The organism is Sphingomonas sp. AC435, from assembly GCF_979253005.1.
In genome coordinates, this window is record NZ_CEEDCJ010000002.1 from 183,656 (window position 1) to 200,135 (window position 16,480).

At 66.5% G+C, this 16,480-nt stretch carries 15 protein-coding genes; 6 read left to right on the forward strand and 9 right to left on the reverse strand.

The window, feature by feature from the left end; translation table 11 throughout:
* Positions 1-49: 49 nt before the first annotated feature.
* Positions 50-277, forward strand: coding sequence for a DUF4170 domain-containing protein (locus AC0CH8_RS04495; RefSeq protein ID WP_204194179.1), 228 nt, complete (start codon positions 50-52; stop codon positions 275-277).
* Positions 278-466: 189 nt separating this feature from the next.
* Here the strand turns inward: AC0CH8_RS04495 and AC0CH8_RS04500 are convergent, their stop codons facing one another.
* The 5 genes from AC0CH8_RS04500 to carA form a co-directional block, all read right to left on the reverse strand.
* Positions 467-1,102, reverse strand: coding sequence for a rhomboid family intramembrane serine protease (locus AC0CH8_RS04500; RefSeq protein ID WP_465238869.1), 636 nt, complete (start codon positions 1,100-1,102; stop codon positions 467-469).
* 4 nt (positions 1,103-1,106) lie between these two features.
* Positions 1,107-1,583 carry a transcription elongation factor GreA gene (gene greA / locus AC0CH8_RS04505; RefSeq protein ID WP_465238870.1) on the reverse strand — a complete coding sequence of 159 codons (477 nt, stop codon included), beginning with the start codon at positions 1,581-1,583 and terminating at the stop codon, positions 1,107-1,109.
* 76 nt (positions 1,584-1,659) lie between these two features.
* Entirely contained in the window at positions 1,660-5,004 is a 3,345-nt protein-coding gene (gene carB, locus AC0CH8_RS04510) for a carbamoyl-phosphate synthase large subunit (RefSeq protein WP_465238871.1), read from the reverse strand.
* Entirely contained in the window at positions 5,004-5,270 is a 267-nt protein-coding gene (locus tag AC0CH8_RS04515) for a hypothetical protein (protein ID WP_204194192.1), read from the reverse strand. The genes carB and AC0CH8_RS04515 overlap by 1 nt, the downstream gene beginning before the upstream one ends.
* Positions 5,267-6,448 (reverse strand): glutamine-hydrolyzing carbamoyl-phosphate synthase small subunit, encoded by a 1,182-nt coding sequence (carA, locus tag AC0CH8_RS04520; protein ID WP_465238872.1) that lies wholly within the window; start codon positions 6,446-6,448, stop codon positions 5,267-5,269. Before carA ends, AC0CH8_RS04515 begins: the two co-directional genes overlap by 4 nt.
* A 98-nt stretch (positions 6,449-6,546) precedes the next feature.
* Between carA and AC0CH8_RS04525 the strand changes: the two genes are divergently transcribed.
* The 4 genes from AC0CH8_RS04525 (at position 6,547) to rpoD (ending at position 11,396) form a co-directional block, all read left to right on the forward strand.
* Positions 6,547-7,014, forward strand: coding sequence for a GatB/YqeY domain-containing protein (locus tag AC0CH8_RS04525; protein ID WP_465238873.1), 468 nt, complete (start codon positions 6,547-6,549; stop codon positions 7,012-7,014).
* Between the two features lie 154 nt (positions 7,015-7,168).
* Positions 7,169-7,507, forward strand: a complete 339-nt coding sequence (locus AC0CH8_RS04530; RefSeq protein ID WP_465238874.1) for a GIY-YIG nuclease family protein — start codon at positions 7,169-7,171, stop codon at positions 7,505-7,507.
* Positions 7,504-9,363, forward strand: a complete 1,860-nt coding sequence (dnaG, locus tag AC0CH8_RS04535) for a DNA primase (protein WP_465238875.1) — start codon at positions 7,504-7,506, stop codon at positions 9,361-9,363. Before AC0CH8_RS04530 ends, dnaG begins: the two co-directional genes overlap by 4 nt.
* Positions 9,363-11,396, forward strand: a complete 2,034-nt coding sequence (gene rpoD / locus AC0CH8_RS04540; protein ID WP_465238876.1) for an RNA polymerase sigma factor RpoD — start codon at positions 9,363-9,365, stop codon at positions 11,394-11,396. Before dnaG ends, rpoD begins: the two co-directional genes overlap by 1 nt.
* 245 nt (positions 11,397-11,641) lie before the next feature.
* On the opposite strand, the gene AC0CH8_RS04545 is transcribed toward rpoD, so the two are convergent.
* From AC0CH8_RS04545 to trmD, 4 genes are all read right to left on the reverse strand, one after another.
* Entirely contained in the window at positions 11,642-12,841 is a 1,200-nt protein-coding gene (locus AC0CH8_RS04545; RefSeq protein WP_465238877.1) for a DUF418 domain-containing protein, read from the reverse strand.
* A 10-nt stretch (positions 12,842-12,851) separates the two neighbouring features.
* A complete protein-coding gene (locus tag AC0CH8_RS04550; protein ID WP_465238878.1) occupies positions 12,852-14,210 on the reverse strand; it encodes a DUF418 domain-containing protein in 1,359 nt (452 codons plus the stop codon).
* Between the two features lie 115 nt (positions 14,211-14,325).
* On the reverse strand, positions 14,326-14,718 hold the full coding sequence (rplS, locus tag AC0CH8_RS04555; RefSeq protein ID WP_055848026.1) for a 50S ribosomal protein L19: 393 nt from the start codon (positions 14,716-14,718) through the stop codon (positions 14,326-14,328).
* A gap of 2 nt (positions 14,719-14,720) precedes the next feature.
* Positions 14,721-15,449, reverse strand: a complete 729-nt coding sequence (gene trmD, locus AC0CH8_RS04560; protein ID WP_465238879.1) for a tRNA (guanosine(37)-N1)-methyltransferase TrmD — start codon at positions 15,447-15,449, stop codon at positions 14,721-14,723.
* A 124-nt stretch (positions 15,450-15,573) separates the two neighbouring features.
* On the opposite strand from trmD, the gene AC0CH8_RS04565 reads away from it, so the two are divergent.
* A complete protein-coding gene (locus AC0CH8_RS04565; protein WP_465238880.1) occupies positions 15,574-16,479 on the forward strand; it encodes an NAD(P)/FAD-dependent oxidoreductase in 906 nt (301 codons plus the stop codon).
* The last annotated feature ends 1 nt before the right edge of the window (position 16,480 follow it).

The window sequence follows — 16,480 nt, forward strand, 5'->3', positions numbered from 1 at the left end:
CTACGGCGGGGGTTCATTCCCCCGCCGCCAGCCGCTAAGGGATGCGGCCATGAGTAAGCTCCATCTCGTCTTCGGCGGCCGGGTCACCAACCCGCAGACTCTCGATTTCGCCGATCCCGCCAATCTCGACGTGGTCGGCATCTTCCCCGATTATGCCAGCGCCGAAAAGGCTTGGCGCGCCGCCGCGCAGCGCACAGTCGACGATGCCGAGATGCGGTTCGTGGTCGTGCACCTGCACCGTCTGCTGGAGCCGGATGCCGTCAAGCCTGCCGGCTGATCGTCGACGGAGCCGCGTATCGGAAAACGGCGCGGCCTCGGATCGACGTCGGGTTCGTCAGCATACACAGCCCGTCACCGTCACGGTCGCTCCCGACTGGTTGCAGAACCACAGCTCAAATAGTCGACCGGTGAAGTTGGAGATCAAGCGGGGAGCCAGCATGAGCGACCCTGCCGCCGCAGGATCCGCTCAGGCTCCCCGGTATCGCCAGATCAGCAATGGCCGCGTCAGCAGCAGCCCTGCGACGAACCCGCCGATGTGCGCACCGATCGCCACTGCCACGCCACCCATGCCGGCGAGGTCGATCAGCAACTGGATGCCGATCCACGCCGCCGCCAACCACGCCGCATGCACGAGGTTCGCCGATACCGGCCCCATCCGCCGCGCGCGTCGCTCGCCATATAACAGCGCATACGCCGCGATGATCGCGGAGATCGCACCGGACGCGCCGATCATCGGCATCGGCGACGCAGGGTCGAAGGCCCACTGCCCTGCCGCCGCGAGATAGGCGCCGACCCCGTACAGCACCAGTATTGCCAGTGGACCCAGCGCCCGCTCGACCTGCTGGCCGCAGAACACGAGCATCACGAGGTTCAGCGCGACATGCGCCCAGCCGCCGTGGATCAGCGTCGCGGTCAGCGGCGTCAACCAGTCCGGCACCAGGAAGACATGATCGACCGGCACCGCCCCGCCGATCCGGCCGGGGATGAACCCCGCCTCGATCGCCGCGACGGGAATGTCGCCGGTCAGGATCAACAATACCGACACGACCAGCGTGACCACGGTCAGCACCGCGGTCACCCGCCACTCGCGCCAGTCGCTCATGACGTCAGATGAACGCGATCTTGGAGACGACATAATAGCGGTCGCCCGCCGGCACCGACACCTCGACCTCCTCGTCGACCTTGCGCCCGATCAGCGCCCGGCCCAGCGGCGAGTTGTAGGAGATACGGCCGCGCTTGGCGTCCGCCTCGGTCTGGCCGACGATCTGGTACACGACCGGCTTGTCGTCGTCGTCGAGCAGAGTCACCGTCGCGCCGAACACCACCTTGTTACCCGACAGGTCGCGCGGATCGATGATCTGCGCGCGCGACAGCTTGTCCTCGATATCGGCGATCGACGCCTCGATCTGGCCCTGACGCTCCTTGGCGGCATGATATTCCGCGTTTTCCGACAGATCGCCGTGAGCGCGGGCTTCCTCGATCGCGTCGACGATGGACGGGCGCTCCTCTTTCAGACGCCGCAAATCCGCGGTGAGGGTTTCGTAGCCCTCCTGCAGCATCGGCATCTTCTCGACGGTCGCCATGATCTCGTTCCCCAATTCCTATTCCCGGGACGACCCGTCAGGATCGCCCGCACACGTCACGTCGTTATGTCCGGGATCAGTCGTGCGACTGCGAATAATAGGACTGAAGGGGCCTGACTTCAAGGACACCCCCGCCCGCATCCCGTTGCGACGCCAGGATCGCCCGCGCCGCTTCCACGCTGGCCGGGGCCGTCGTGAAATACGGGATGCGCCCGGCCAGTGCCGCCTGACGGATCGGCTTGGAATCCTTCAGCGATTGCCAGCCCTCGGTGGTGTTGAAGATCAGGTCGATGCCACCATCCGCAATGCGGTCGACGATATGCGGCCGACCTTGCGCGACCTTGTTGACCCGTTCGACCGGCAGGCCGGCGCGCATTAGGAAATCCGCGGTGCCATCCGTCGCCACGATCGTGAAGCCCGCCTCCAGCAGTGCCTCGACACCGGGGACGATGTGCGGCTTGTCGCCCGGCTTGACGCTGACGAACACCGCGCCCTTCGTCGGCAGGACGGTCCCGGCACCCAGCTGCGCCTTCGCGAAGGCCGTCGTGAAATCGCCCGCGATACCCATGACTTCACCGGTCGATCGCATCTCCGGTGACAGGACCGGATCGACGCCGGGGAAGCGCGAGAAGGGGAACACCGCCTCCTTCACCGCGACATGCGCGATGTTGCGATCGATCGTCGGCAGGTCACGCAGCTTCTCGCCGGCCATCACCCGCGCCGCGATCTTGGCGATGGGGGTGCCGATCGCCTTCGCCACGAACGGCACCGTCCGCGAGGCGCGCGGATTCACCTCGATGAGGTAGACCTTGCCGTCCTTTACCGCGAACTGGATGTTCATCAGCCCGACGACCGACAATGCGCGTGCGAGCGCCTCCGTCTGCCGCTCGATCTCCTCGACGATCTCGACGGGCAGGCTGTAGGGCGGGATCGAGCAGGCACTGTCGCCCGAATGGACGCCAGCCTCCTCGATATGCTGCAACACGCCGGCGACCACGACATCGTCACCGTCGCAGATCGCGTCGACATCCACCTCGATCGCGTCGCGCAGATACTGGTCGATCAAAACCGGTGCGTCACCAGACACTTGCACGGCGGTCTGGATGTAATCGTCGAGCTGCGCCGGGCCCTCGACGATCTCCATCGCCCGCCCGCCCAGCACGAAGCTGGGCCGCATCAGCACCGGATAGCCCACTCGCGCGGCGACATTGATCGCCTCATCGCGGCTGCGCGCGATGCCGTTCGACGGCTGCAACAGCTTCAACCGGTTGACCAGGGCCGCGAACTGCTCGCGGTCCTCTGCCAGATCGATCGCCGCCGGCGAGGTGCCGAGGATCGGGATACCTGCCGCCTCGAGCGCCCGCGCGAGGTTCAGCGGCGTCTGCCCCCCGAACTGCACGATCACGCCGACGAGCTCGCCGCGCGATTTCTCGACGTCGAGGATCGCCAGCACATCTTCCGCGGTCAGCGGCTCGAAATACAGGCGGTCGGACGTGTCGTAGTCGGTGCTGACCGTTTCCGGGTTGCAGTTGACCATGATCGTCTCGAACCCGGCATCCGCCAGCGCAAAGCACGCATGACAGCAGCAGTAATCGAACTCGATCCCCTGCCCGATCCGGTTCGGTCCACCGCCAAGAATGACGATCTTGCGACGTTCGCTCGGCTGGCTCTCGTCCTCCGGCTCCCCAAACGTCGGCGCCTCGTAGGTCGAGTACATATACGGCGTCTTCGCATCGAACTCGGCGGCGCACGTGTCGATGCGCTTGAACACCGGGCGGACACCCAGCTTCAACCGATGCGCGCGCACCTCGTCCTCGGTGACCCCACCGGTCATCGCCTTCACGACCTCGTGGATCAGGCCCGATCCGCGCGCAATGCCGCGGTTCATGCCGCGCAAATTGGCGGATTGCAGCGCCAGCCACGCCAGCCTTTTGTCGGAAAAGCCCATCGCCTTCAGCCGGCGCATGCCCGGCGCGTCGATCGGCAGGCCGTTCGCCATGACCTCAGCCTCGGCCGCGACGATTTCCGCGATCCGCTCCAGGAACCACGGGTCGTATTTGGCGATCGCGTGAACCTCGGCGACGGTGAAGCCCTCGCGTAGGGCCTGTGCCGCGACCAGCAGCCGGTCCGGCGTCGCGGTCGCCAGTGCCGCCTCGATCTGCGCACGCGGTGCGCCGACCAGATGCGCGACCTCGTTGAAGCCGGACAGTCCAGTCTCCAGCCCGCGCAAGGCCTTCTGCATCGACTCGTGGATATTGCGGCCGATCGCCATGACTTCGCCGACGCTCTTCATGGCGGTACCGAGCAAGGGGTCGGAGCCCTTGAACTTCTCGAAGGCGAAGCGCGGGATCTTGGTGACGACGTAATCGATCGTTGGTTCGAAGCTGGCCGGCGTCGCACCGGTGATGTCGTTCTCAATCTCGTCGAGCGTATAGCCGACCGCCAGCTTCGCCGCGACCTTGGCGATCGGGAAGCCGGTAGCCTTCGATGCAAGCGCCGACGACCGCGACACGCGCGGGTTCATCTCGATGACGATCAGGCGGCCGTCCTTCGGATTGACCGCGAACTGTACGTTGGAACCGCCTGTTTCCACTCCGATTTCGCGCAACACCGCGATCGATGCGTTGCGCATGATCTGGTATTCCTTGTCGGTCAGCGTCAGCGCCGGCGCGACGGTGATCGAGTCCCCGGTGTGGACGCCCATCGGATCGACATTCTCGATCGAGCAGATGATGATCGCGTTGTCCTTGCGGTCGCGCACCACCTCCATTTCATACTCTTTCCAACCGAGGAGCGACTCCTCGATCAGCACTTCGGTCGTCGGCGACAGGTCGAGCCCGTTGCGGACGATCTGGATGAACTCGGCACGGTTGTACGCGATGCCGCCGCCGGAGCCGCCCATCGTGAAGCTCGGCCGGATGATCGCCGGCAGCCCGACCTTCTCCAGCCCCTCCAGCGCCTCCGCCTCGGTGTGCGCGATCGCCGAGCGCGCGCTTTCCAGCCCGATCCGGTCCATCGCGTCACGGAACTTCAGCCGGTCCTCCGCCATGTCGATCGCGTCGGCATCGGCCCCGATCATCTGCACGCCGAACTTCTCCAGCGTACCGTCGCGGAACAGCGCCAACGCGGTATTGAGCGCGGTCTGCCCGCCCATCGTCGGCAGGACGGCGTCGGGCCGCTCCTTCTCGATGATCTTCGCCACCACCGCGGGCGTGATCGGCTCCACATAGGTGGCGTCGGCCAGCTCGGGATCGGTCATGATCGTGGCGGGGTTGGAGTTGACGAGAACGATGCGATAGCCCTCCTCCTTCAACGCCTTGATCGCCTGCGTGCCCGAATAATCGAACTCGCACGCCTGCCCGATAATGATCGGCCCCGCGCCGATAACGAGGATGGAGGAGATGTCGGTGCGTTTGGGCATTACTTATCTTCCGAAAGCTGTTCGTTGCCGATAAAGCCGAGCTTCTTCGGGGCCATACTCACGCGGAGACGCTTGAGCACGCAGTCTATTCTTTTGTACTTTGCGTTAGGCGAAGGGCGAAATCGTATCGCTTCGCCTCCGAGATGAACGAGCCACTGGCGTGGGGCTTTACACGCATCGCTCATGATATTGAGCTGAGACTGGTTCAAGTCCACGCGGGATTTAGCGATCGCTCCTTGGATCGCCAAGGCAAACAAGAAGCTCATGCTGCCTTTACCAGCGACCCCACAAACCGCTCAAACAGATAGAAACTATCCTGCGGTCCCGGCGACGCTTCCGGGTGATACTGCACGCTGAACGCCCGCCCTCCGTCCAGCTCCAGCCCGGCGTTCGATCCGTCGAACAGCGACACGTGCGTCTCCGTCACACCGGCGGGCAGCGAGTCCCGCTCGACCGAGAAACCGTGGTTCATGCTGGTGATCTCGACCGCGCCATCGCTCAGCCGCTTGACCGGGTGGTTCGCACCGCGGTGACCCTGGAACATCTTGGTCGTGGTCGCCCCGACCGCCAGACCCAGCAGCTGGTGACCGAGGCAAATGCCGAACAGCGGCAGCTTCGTGTCGAGCAACTGCCGGATCACCGGTACCGCGTACTCGCCGGTCGCAGCGGGGTCGCCGGGGCCGTTGGAGAGGAAAATGCCCTCCGGCCTCAGCGCCATGATCTCGTCGAAACTGGCGGTCGCAGGGACCACCGACACCTTCGCTCCCGCATGAACGAGGTTGCGGAAGATATTGTGCTTGCTGCCGTAATCGATCGCGACGACGTGCGGTCGCGACTCCTCGCCGACCGCGTCGTCATAGCCGAAGCCCAGCCGCCAGACGCCACCGCCCCACCCGCCCTGCGTCTCTCGCGAGACGGCCTTGGCGAGGTCCATGCCTTCCAGCCCAGGCCATGCGCGGGCGATGCCGAGCAGCGCTTCCAGATCGAACTCGCCCACCGCCGAATGCGCGATCACGCCGTTGGGCGCGCCGCCGGTGCGGATACGACGCGTCAGCGCGCGCGTGTCGATCCCGGCGAGGCCGATGCGGGCATGCCGCGCCATCCATCCGTCCAGCCGCTCCATGCTGCGGAAGTTCGACGGCGCGGTCGGGTCCTCGCGCACGATCATGCCCAGCGCGTGCGGGCCGTCCGCCTCGACGTCGTCGGGGTTCGCGCCGACATTGCCGATATGGGGAAAGGTGAAGGCGATCATCTGACCCGCGAAGGACGGGTCGGTCATGATCTCCTGATAGCCGGTCATCGCGGTGTGGAAGCACACTTCGCCCACCGCATGCCCCTCCGCGCCGAAGCCGCGGCCCCACAGCACGTCGCCACTGGCGAGGACGAGACAACCGGTGGCGCCGTCTGGTTTAGCGGGCATGACGAAAGGCGTGGGCTCGGCCATGATGCGGCGGGCACTCCGTTGGTTGATCTACGATGTCGCTAAGCCCCGCCCGCTAAACTCGCCCACCCCTCCCGTCAATCTGCTATGGCCGCGCCACCATGATTCGAGACGACATCAAGCAAGCCCAGATCGCCGCCATGAAGGCCGGCGACAAGAAATCCCGCGCCGCGATCGGCCTGATTCAGGCCGCGATCAAAAACCGCGACATCGAGGCCCGCGCGCCGCAGAGTCGGGAGGGCAAGGCCCCCGATGACGACGACGCACTCGTCGTCGAGGTGCTGCAGAAGATGGTCAAGCAACGCCGCGAATCGATCGCGATGTACGAGACCGGCAACCGCCCCGAACTCGCCGCCGCCGAAGCCGCGGAGGTCGCGGTGATCGAACGCTTCCTGCCCGCGCGAATGAGCGATGCGGAGACGACGGCCGCGATCGAGGCGATCAAGGCCGATCTCGGCGCGACCGGCATGAAGGACATGGGCCGGGTGATGGCCGAACTGAAGGCACGTCACGCCGTGAGCCTGGACATGGCGAAGGCCAGCGGGCTGGTGAAGGCAGCGTTGGCGTAGGGGTCTCGTCGATGGCTTCTCCCTTGGCGGGAGGAGCCATCCCTCCCCACTCGTTCTGAGCTTGCCCCTCCCCGTTCGTCCTGAGCTTGTCGAAGGACATGCGTCGAGCGCAAACATCTCGACCGAATCGCGCCTCTGTGGCAGGCGGAGCGCAATGGTCTTCTGGGCGTATCTTCTCCGCTGTGGCGATGGCAGCTTCTACGCCGGTCACACGGACAATCTGGATGCGCGGGTTTCGCAGCACATGGCAGGACGAGGCTGCGACTACACCGCCCGGCGGCAGCCGATCACCTTTGCATGGGCACAGGACTTCCCGAGCCGGCTGGAGGCGCTGGAAAGCGAAAGACGCATCAAGGGCTGGAGCCGCGCGAAGAAGGAAGCGCTGATCGCGGGTGATTGGGAACGAGTCGTCCAACTCTCCCGGTCGCGGGCTGCATGTCCTTCGACAAGCTCAGGACGAACGGAAGACGTGGCGAGGGGCGTCGTCGCATGAGCCTGTCGCCCGCCTTCCTCGACGAACTGCGCGCGCGCACGTCGCTGTCGGCGTTGATCGGCAAGACCACGAAGCTGCAAAAGGCCGGCCGCGAGATGCGTGGCTGCTGCCCGTTCCACAACGAGAAGACGCCCAGCTTCTACGTCAACGACGACAAGGGCTTCTACCACTGCTTCGGCTGCTCCGCGCATGGCGACGCGATCCGGTGGATGACCGATCAGCGCGGCCTGCCCTTCATCGACGCGGTCAAGGAACTGGCACAGGCGGCCGGGCTGGAGATGCCCGCGCAGGACCGTCAGTCCGCGGAAAAGGCGGAGCGCGCCAAGGGCCTGCACGAGGTCATGGCCGACGCCGCCATCTGGTTCACGGAGCAACTTAACGGCCTGTCCGGCAACGACGCGCGCGCGTTGCTCGACCGGCGCGGCATCTCTCAGGAAACGGCTCGCACGTTCGGCATGGGCTTCGCGCCCGATTCGCGCGGGCGGCTCAAGACGGCGCTGAAGGAATATGGCGATCCGCTACTGGTCGAGGCCGGCATGCTGATCCAGGTCGAGGGCAAGGAGCCGTACGACCGGTTCCGTGGCCGCCTGATGATCCCGATCCGCGACGCGCGCGGCCGGACGATCGCGTTCGGCGGGCGCATTCTGGATCAGGGCGAGCCGAAATACCTCAATTCGCCCGACACGCCGCTCTTCGACAAGGGCCGCACGCTCTACAATCTCGACCGCGCCGCCCCCGCCGCACGCAAAACCGGCCGCGTGCTGGTGGTCGAGGGGTATATGGATGTCATCGCCCTGTCGCAGGCGGGCATCCACGAGGCGGTCGCGCCGCTCGGCACCGCGCTGACCGAGGCGCAGCTGGAACGTCTGTGGCGAATGGTCGACGTGCCGATCCTGTGTTTCGACGGAGACGCCGCCGGACAGAAGGCCGCGCACCGGGCCGCGCACCGCGCGCTGCCGATGCTGGCACCGGGCCGCAGCCTGTCGTTCGTGACCCTGCCGCAGGGTCAGGATCCCGACGACCTCGTCAAGCAGGGCGGCCCAGCCGCGATGGAAGCGCTGCTCGCCAAGCCGGAGCCGCTGGTCGAGCGACTGTGGCAGAGCGAGGTCGCCGCCGAACCGCTCGACACGCCGGAGCAGCGCGCCGGTCTGAAGCGCCGCCTGTCGGACCTCGCCAACAGCATCGCCGATCCCGCGGTGAAGTCCGAATATCTCGCCGAATTCCGCCGCCGCGCCGATGCGCAGGTCACGCCGCAGCGCAAGCCGTTCGTGCCGTTCCAGCGTGGCAAACAGCCGTGGCGACCCGGCCCCCTGCCCGTCACGCAGGATGCGAAGGCCGTGCGCGCCGCCGGGATCGACCGCGTGCTGGCCAAGGCGGTGCTCGCCGGCCTGATCCGCCATCCCGCGGAGATCGCACGCCATATGGAGGTGCTCGGCAGCCTGAAACTGGCCGACGGCGCGCTCGGCCGGCTGTTCGAGGCGGTGGTCGACGTCGCGCTGGAGGACCGCCAGCTTGATAGCGCGCGCCTCGTCACCATATTGGCACGATCCGGTTTCGAGGGGATCGCCAGCGATCTCCTCCGCGCCGACACGATGCCCTATTCGTTCACACGCAAGACGGCCGATACAGTTCGCGTCCGCGAAGACTTGGACGAGGCGATCGCCATCCTGATCGCCCGGCCGGAGGTCGATGCACTGCTGGCCGAGGCGACCTCGGCGATGCAGGCGCGCTTCACCGACGAGGCGTTCGAGCGACAAGTGGCATTGGTTAGAGAGAAACAGGCGTTGGAATTGCGGCTTGCAAACCTATGTCAGGCGCACGAAGACGCCCGGTTATCGGGACCCGAGGGTAATTAATGGCGAAGTCGAACGGCAGCGGTGGTGATGATGGCGGCGTCGAGGTGACCGACGCGCCGCTCATCGATCTCAATGACGCCAACATCAAGAAGCTGATCGCCCGCGCGAAGAAGCGCGGCTACATCACCTACGACCAGCTCAACGAGGCGCTGCCGCAGGACCAGATGTCCTCCGACCAGCTCGAGGACGCGATGTCCGCACTCAACGAAATGGGCGTGAACATCGTCGAGAACGAGGAAGCGGGCGAGGACGGCGAGACCGAGGAGCGCGCGGACGACGGCGACGAGCCGGAGGCGGCGGAGGGCGAGTCCACCGACACCGCGCTTCCCGAAAAGAAGAAGGAGACGATCGATCGCACCGACGATCCGGTCCGCATGTACCTGCGCGAGATGGGAGCCGTGGAGCTCCTGTCGCGCGAGGGCGAGATCGCGATCGCCAAGCGGATCGAGGCCGGCCGGGACACGATGATCCTGGGTCTGTGCGAATCGCCGATCACCTTCAACGCGATCATCGACTGGTCGACCGCGCTCAACGAAGGCACGATGCAGTTGCGCGAGATCCTCGACCTCGACGCGATGCTGTCCAAGGGTCCGTCGGCCGAGCAGGTCGAGGGGGCCGAGGACGAAGGCGACGAGATCAGCGAGAAGACCGCCGGCGCGTCCTTCAAGGAAGAGGAGGACGTCAAGGAAGAGGCGTCCGCCGACGACGAGGACGACCTGACCGAGCGTCGCACGCCGCGTCCGTCCGACGACGAGGAAGAGGACAATACCCTCAGCCTCGCGCAGATGGAGGAGCAGCTCAAGCCGATCGCGCTGGAGCGGTTCGCCAACATCACCGCGCTCTACAAGAAATTCTCGAAGCTTCAGCAGGCCCGGCTCGACTCGATGTCGGCCGGTAGCGACATGTCCGCGGCCGACGAGCGCAAGTACCAGAAGCTGCGCGAGGAACTGACCGCCGAGGTCGAGAGCGTCCAGTTCCACAACGCCAAGATCGAATATCTCGTCGATCAGCTCTACGCCTTCAACCGGCGCCTCACCGCGCTCGGTGGCCAGATGCTGCGTCTGGCGGAGCGCCACAAGGTGCCACGCAAGGACTTCCTCGACCGCTATGTCGGGCACGAACTGGATGACACGTGGCTCCAGTCGCTCGGCAAGATGGACAAGAAATGGTCCGCCTTCGTCGCGAACGAGAGCGAGTCGGTCGATCGCATCCGCAACGAGATCGGCGAGATCGCGCAGGCGACCGGCATGGCGCTTACCGAGTTCCGCCGGATCGTGAATATGGTCCAGAAGGGCGAGCGCGAGGCGCGCATCGCCAAGAAGGAGATGGTGGAGGCGAACCTGCGTCTCGTGATCTCGATCGCGAAGAAGTACACGAACCGCGGCCTTCAGTTCCTGGATTTGATTCAGGAGGGCAATATCGGCCTGATGAAGGCGGTCGATAAGTTCGAATATCGCCGCGGCTACAAGTTCAGCACGTACGCGACGTGGTGGATTCGACAGGCGATCACCCGCTCGATCGCGGATCAGGCGCGGACCATCCGCATCCCGGTCCACATGATCGAGACGATCAACAAGCTGGTCCGCACCAGCCGCCAGTTCCTCCACGAGCAGGGCCGCGAGCCCACGCCCGAGGAGATGGCGGAGCGCCTCTCGATGCCGCTCGAGAAGGTCCGCAAGGTGATGAAGATCGCCAAGGAGCCGATCTCGCTCGAAACGCCGATCGGCGACGAGGAGGATTCGCACCTCGGCGACTTCATCGAGGACAAGAACGCGGTCATCCCGGTCGATGCGGCGATCCAGGCGAACCTCAAGGAAACGGTGACCCGCGTCCTCGCCTCTCTGACGCCGCGCGAGGAGCGCGTGCTGCGCATGCGCTTCGGCATCGGCATGAACACCGACCACACGCTGGAAGAGGTCGGCCAGCAGTTCTCGGTGACTCGCGAACGCATCCGCCAGATCGAGGCGAAGGCGCTGCGCAAGCTCAAGCACCCGAGCCGCAGCCGCAAGATGCGCAGCTTCCTCGACCAGTAATCCCTTCTATTCCCTCTCCCCTCGGGAGAGGGAGGGCGGAGCGCAGCGCCTGAAGGGTAAGGACGAGTACCCTCACCCTTCGGGCGCGGCCCAGCGCGCGGCGAGATCAGTATACTACGCCGTCGTCGCCCCCCAGCCGTTCGGGCTGAGCTTGTCGAAGCCACCTGACCGCAAGCCTCGACGCTCGTGGCCAAAGTCGCTCCACAGCCTCAAGGCGAACGGAAGGTCGTGAGCGTAGAGCCCCCCTACCGAAGCGGCAACCGCCACCCCTCCGCCAGCGATCGCCAAGCCCACTCCACCGGCGCGATCCGGAATTGCGCGACCCACCAGTTCGCCACCACCAGCAGTACCGCGTTCACCGCCAGCGCGGTCGCCATCATCGCGGCCCACCCCTGCTCCCCGTACAGTCCCAGCGCGAATGGCGGGTACAGCAACCATAGGCACACGACGGACTGCGCGACGTACAGCGTCAACGCCGTCCGCCCCGCCGCCGCAAAGGGCCGCAGCAGTCGCGCACCGAGGGCGCTGCCAAGCAACAGATGCAGCAGCCCGATATGCCCCAGCGTCGTCGCCAGACGTGCCACCTCGTACAGCATGTCGACCGCTGGCCCGGCATCCCGCCCGGCCAGTTCCGCCGTCACGCCCGCGATCCGCGCCGGCAACCCCACGGCATATCCCACCATCATCAGCACCGCGTAGAAGCGCCGCGGCCGGCCGCCCTGCAACACGCCCCACCGGAACAGCGCCGCACCGATCAGCATCGTACCCGCCGCCTCCAGCACCGTCTCGATCTCGCCCGCGCGCAGCAGCACCGCCTCGATCCGCCACAGCGCCCCAGCCCATCCGGCGAAGTCGCTCGTCCGCGCCGCATCCTCCAGCACGATGTCGCGTGCGTGATCGATCGCCACGATAGCGGTGCCCGGATCGATCAGCGCCACGCCGTTGGCGATCAGCTCCGTCACCGTTAGCCACAGCCCGATCGCCAGCATCTGGCCTGGCTTCAGCCGTCGGAACCAGACGACGATCAGCGCCGCCAGCGCATAGCTGTGCAGGATATCCCCCGGCCACAGCAGCACCAGCATGTGCACGATGCCGAACGCCAGCAGCACCAGATTGCGCCGGACGTAGCGGCGTACCACCAAACTTTCGCCCACCTGCCCCGCCGTCCGATCGGTCAGGATCACCATGCCCGCCCCGAACAGCATCTCCAGCAGTGCGCGGGCGGTTCCCTCCGCCAGCACGTCGCGCACCGCCCAAACGCTGCGGTCCGCGATCGTCCAGCCGAAATGCCGCGGCTCGACCCAGGATGCCCAGATCGATCCGCCCATCTCGTTGATGTTCATGAACAGGATGCCGAGGATCGCGACCCCGCGCAGCACGTCCAGCGACAGCAGGCGCGGCGCGCCTTCGGGGTCGCTTCCCGCTATCGATGGCTCCGCCGTCATCGCAGGGTCGCTACCCCGCGCGTGGCTCCACCGCAACGCCGCGGAACGGTACGCCCCGCCCCTCGGCCAGTAACCGCCACAGCCACTCGACCGGCGCGATCGTATAGTGGCGCAGGTAGACGTTCGCGCCCCACAGCAGCAGCGCGTCGATCGCCAGCGCCGTCAGCATCAACCCCGCCCACCCCGGCGTCGCGAACAGCCCCAGCGCGAACGGAGGATAGAGCAGCCACAGGCACAGCAACGTCTGCGTGATATACAGCGTCAGGGCCGTCCGCCCCGCCGCCGCGAACGGCTTCAGCAACCGTCGTCCCGCCGCAGTCGTCAGCAGCCAGCACACCAGCCCGACATGGCCCAGCGTCATCGCGATCCGGCCATATTCGTCGCACGCCCACAACAGCGTCACACTGTCGTCCAGCCGGCTGGTCCGCCACGCCGCAATCACCCGGATGCTCAACCCGATCGCGTACCAGCCGATCGTCATTCGCCGATAGAAGGCGGCACTGCGCAGCCCCTGCAATATCCCGAGACGGAACAGCGCCGCCCCGATCAGCATCACGCTGGCCGCCTCCCACAGCACGTTCACCACCGTCATTGGCCGGGACGCGCGGCGCACGTATTCACCGATCATCGCGCCGCGCCACGCGTCGAACCCCTGCGAACGTGCGCGCAGTTCGGCGGCGTTGTCGCGCACCGTCTTGGCGACGAAGCCGTGCCACATCTCCAGGCCGGCGATCGCCTTCTTCTCGTCCCTGGTCGGCGCGATTCCCTGCGCACGGTGCACCTTGGCGGACGCGACCAGCACATTCTCCCGCACCGCCGTCCGCATGTTCGGCAGCTCGCGTGCCGCGGACCACGTCGCGAAACTCAGCCCGAGCACGATCAGTGCCCAGACCGGCAGCCGCCGCAACGGGAACACGATCAGCGCCGCGAGCGCATAGGTGTGGAGCACATCGCCGGGCCAGAGCAGCACGAACACGTGCACCATCCCGAACCCGAACAGTACGACGTTGCGCCAGTAATAGCGCCCGATCATCCGCCATCGGCCGACACGATCGGCCAACCTGCCGGTCAGGATCACCATCCCCGCCCCGAACAGCATCTCCAGCAGCGCCCGCGCGGTGCCGGTGGCGAACACCTGCCGCAGCCACCAGAAGACCTGATCGAACGGCGTCCACCCGATCAGGTCCGGCCGCGGCCCGTGCGACGCGGCCATGGTCCCGCCCATTGAATTGATGTTCATGAACAGGATGCCGAGGATCGCGATCCCCCGCAGGATATCCAGCGTCGCGATGCGCGGCGCGCCGTCCGGCTCCTCGCGCGCGGCCAATTCCCCGACGACCGCGTCGTTCGCCACTATCCCCGTCGTCATGCCCCCGCTCCCCCGAACGAAGGCGACATCATGCGCCGCGTCGGGGCAAAAGAAAAGGCGGCGGTCCCGTCTGGTACCGCCGCCCGATCTGAAAGCCGGAAAAGGCTCGCCCGGCTTATTCGGCCGCTGCGGTGCCCTTGGCCGGACGCGTGTCGCGACGCTCGGCGATACGCGCCGACTTACCGGTGCGGCCACGCAGGTAGTAGAGCTTGGCGCGACGCACCGCACCCTTGCGCACGACGTCGATCGAATCGATGTTGGGCGAGTAGAGCGGGAAGACGCGCTCGACGCCCTCGCCGAAGCTGATCTTGCGGACCGTGAACGACGATCCCATGCCCTTGTTCGAACGCGCGATGCACACGCCCTCGTACGCCTGGACGCGGGTACGCTCGCCCTCGACCACGCGCACGCCGACGCGCAGCGTGTCGCCGGCGCGGAATTCGGGGATCGCGCGCTTTTCGGTCAGCTTCGCGATCTGCTCGGCTTCGATCTGCTGGATGATGTTCATGTTCAATCGTCCTGTCGTCGCCGCGCGCCAGAGGGCGACTGGACCCGAGCACCCTCATGGCGCTCCCAAAGGTCCGGCCGCCGTAGCCGTGTATCGGTCTCGGCCTGTGACTTGCGCCACGCCGCGATCCGCGCATGATCCCCCGATCGCAGCACTTCGGGGACCGTGCGCCCTTCCCATTCATAGGGGCGGGTATAATGCGGGTATTCGAGGAGGCCGCTTTCGAAGCTTTCCTCGTCCCCGCTGGAAGCCGCGCCCATTACGCCGGGGATCAGCCGAATGCAAGCGTCCAGCAGCACCAGCGCCCCCATCTCGCCCCCCGACAACACGTAATCGCCGATCGACACCTCCTCGACTGCGCGCGCCTGGAACAGCCGTTCGTCGAAACCCTCGAACCGACCGCACAGGATCGTCGCGCCCGGCCCCGACGCCAGCGCCCGCACGCGATCCTGCGTCAGCGGCGTGCCCCGCGGCGTCATCGCCAGCACGGGTCGGTCGTCGGCGACGCGGTCCAGCGCCGCTGCCACGACGTCCGCGCGCAGCACCATTCCCGCGCCGCCCCCCGCCGGCGTATCGTCGACGGAGCGATGCCGGTCGGTCGCGAAATCCCTGATCTGCACCGCCTCCAGCGACCAGCGTTCCTCGCGCAGCGCCCGCCCGGCGATGCTCACCCCCAGCGGTCCGGGAAACATTTCCGGATACAGCGTCAGCACGGTCGCCGCGAACGTCATGCAACTCCTGCCCTGATGTTCAGAAAATGCCTGCGGTTGAACGGCTTCGCAGGAAAGTCGTTACTCATCCGTTCCTCCATCTATAGGGGGCACTAGGGCAAGGGCGAAGAACGAGGCAAGCCGCATGGACGACTGCATCATCGTGGGCGCAGGCCCTGCCGGCCTGACCGCCGCCATCTATCTCGCGCGCTTCCACCTCAGCATCCGCCTGTTCGACTCCGGCGACAGCCGCGCCGCCTGGATCCCGCGCACCCACAATCATGCCGGCTATCCGGACGGAATCGCGGGCCGCCACCTGCTCGGCCTGATGCTGCGTCAGGCCGAACGATACGGCGCAGTGCGTGAAGAGGCGGTCGTCACCGCGATCGAACCGGCCGACGATGGCTTCATCGTCCATCTCGGCAACCGCATCGCGAAGGCGCGCACCGTCCTGCTCGCCACGGGCGTCGTCAACAATCGCCCGAAGATGGACGCCGCCCTGCACGACGACGCCCTGAGTCGCGGACTGCTCCGCTATTGCCCGATCTGCGACGGGTACGAGGTGACCGACCGCCGCGTCGGCATCATCGGCAAGGGCAGCCACGGCATGAAGGAGGCGCTGTTCCTGCGCGGCTACACACGCGACGTGACGCTCGTCAGCCCCGAACCCGATCTCGACCTCGATCCCGCCTGCGAAGCGGCCCTCGACGCCGCCGGCATCGTGCGCGTGCAAGGCCCCTGCGGCGGCTTCGCGATCGAAGGCGACCAGCTAGCCTTTGACACCGCCGAAGGCCGCATGCGCTTCGACAGCGTCTACCCCGCGCTCGGGTCCGTGATCCGCTCCGACCTCGCCGTCGCCGCGGGTGCCCGCGCCACCGCCGAAGGCTGCCTCGAAGTCGACGATCACCAGCGCACCACCCTCCCCGGCCTTTTCGCCGCCGGCGACGTGGTGAAGGGGCTCGACCAGATCAGCCACGCGATGGGCGAAGCCGGCGTCGCCGCCACGACGATCCGCAACCTCTTGGACGAACAGCGGCCGTTGCGGCGGTGAG

Coding starts and splice junctions, on each gene's coding strand:
- rplS (WP_055848026.1), bottom strand. CDS start 14,718: ATGAACATCATCCAGCAGATCGAAGCCGAGCAGATCGCGAAGCTGACC.
- AC0CH8_RS04500 (WP_465238869.1), bottom strand. CDS start 1,102: ATGAGCGACTGGCGCGAGTGGCGGGTGACCGCGGTGCTGACCGTGGTC.
- AC0CH8_RS04530 (WP_465238874.1), top strand. CDS start 7,169: ATGGTCTTCTGGGCGTATCTTCTCCGCTGTGGCGATGGCAGCTTCTAC.
- AC0CH8_RS04525 (WP_465238873.1), top strand. CDS start 6,547: ATGATTCGAGACGACATCAAGCAAGCCCAGATCGCCGCCATGAAGGCC.
- AC0CH8_RS04495 (WP_204194179.1), top strand. CDS start 50: ATGAGTAAGCTCCATCTCGTCTTCGGCGGCCGGGTCACCAACCCGCAG.
- carB (WP_465238871.1), bottom strand. CDS start 5,004: ATGCCCAAACGCACCGACATCTCCTCCATCCTCGTTATCGGCGCGGGG.
- AC0CH8_RS04515 (WP_204194192.1), bottom strand. CDS start 5,270: ATGAGCTTCTTGTTTGCCTTGGCGATCCAAGGAGCGATCGCTAAATCC.
- rpoD (WP_465238876.1), top strand. CDS start 9,363: ATGGCGAAGTCGAACGGCAGCGGTGGTGATGATGGCGGCGTCGAGGTG.
- carA (WP_465238872.1), bottom strand. CDS start 6,448: ATGGCCGAGCCCACGCCTTTCGTCATGCCCGCTAAACCAGACGGCGCC.
- AC0CH8_RS04565 (WP_465238880.1), top strand. CDS start 15,574: ATGGACGACTGCATCATCGTGGGCGCAGGCCCTGCCGGCCTGACCGCC.
- AC0CH8_RS04545 (WP_465238877.1), bottom strand. CDS start 12,841: ATGACGGCGGAGCCATCGATAGCGGGAAGCGACCCCGAAGGCGCGCCG.
- AC0CH8_RS04550 (WP_465238878.1), bottom strand. CDS start 14,210: ATGACGACGGGGATAGTGGCGAACGACGCGGTCGTCGGGGAATTGGCC.
- dnaG (WP_465238875.1), top strand. CDS start 7,504: ATGAGCCTGTCGCCCGCCTTCCTCGACGAACTGCGCGCGCGCACGTCG.
- trmD (WP_465238879.1), bottom strand. CDS start 15,449: ATGACGTTCGCGGCGACCGTGCTGACGCTGTATCCGGAAATGTTTCCC.
- greA (WP_465238870.1), bottom strand. CDS start 1,583: ATGGCGACCGTCGAGAAGATGCCGATGCTGCAGGAGGGCTACGAAACC.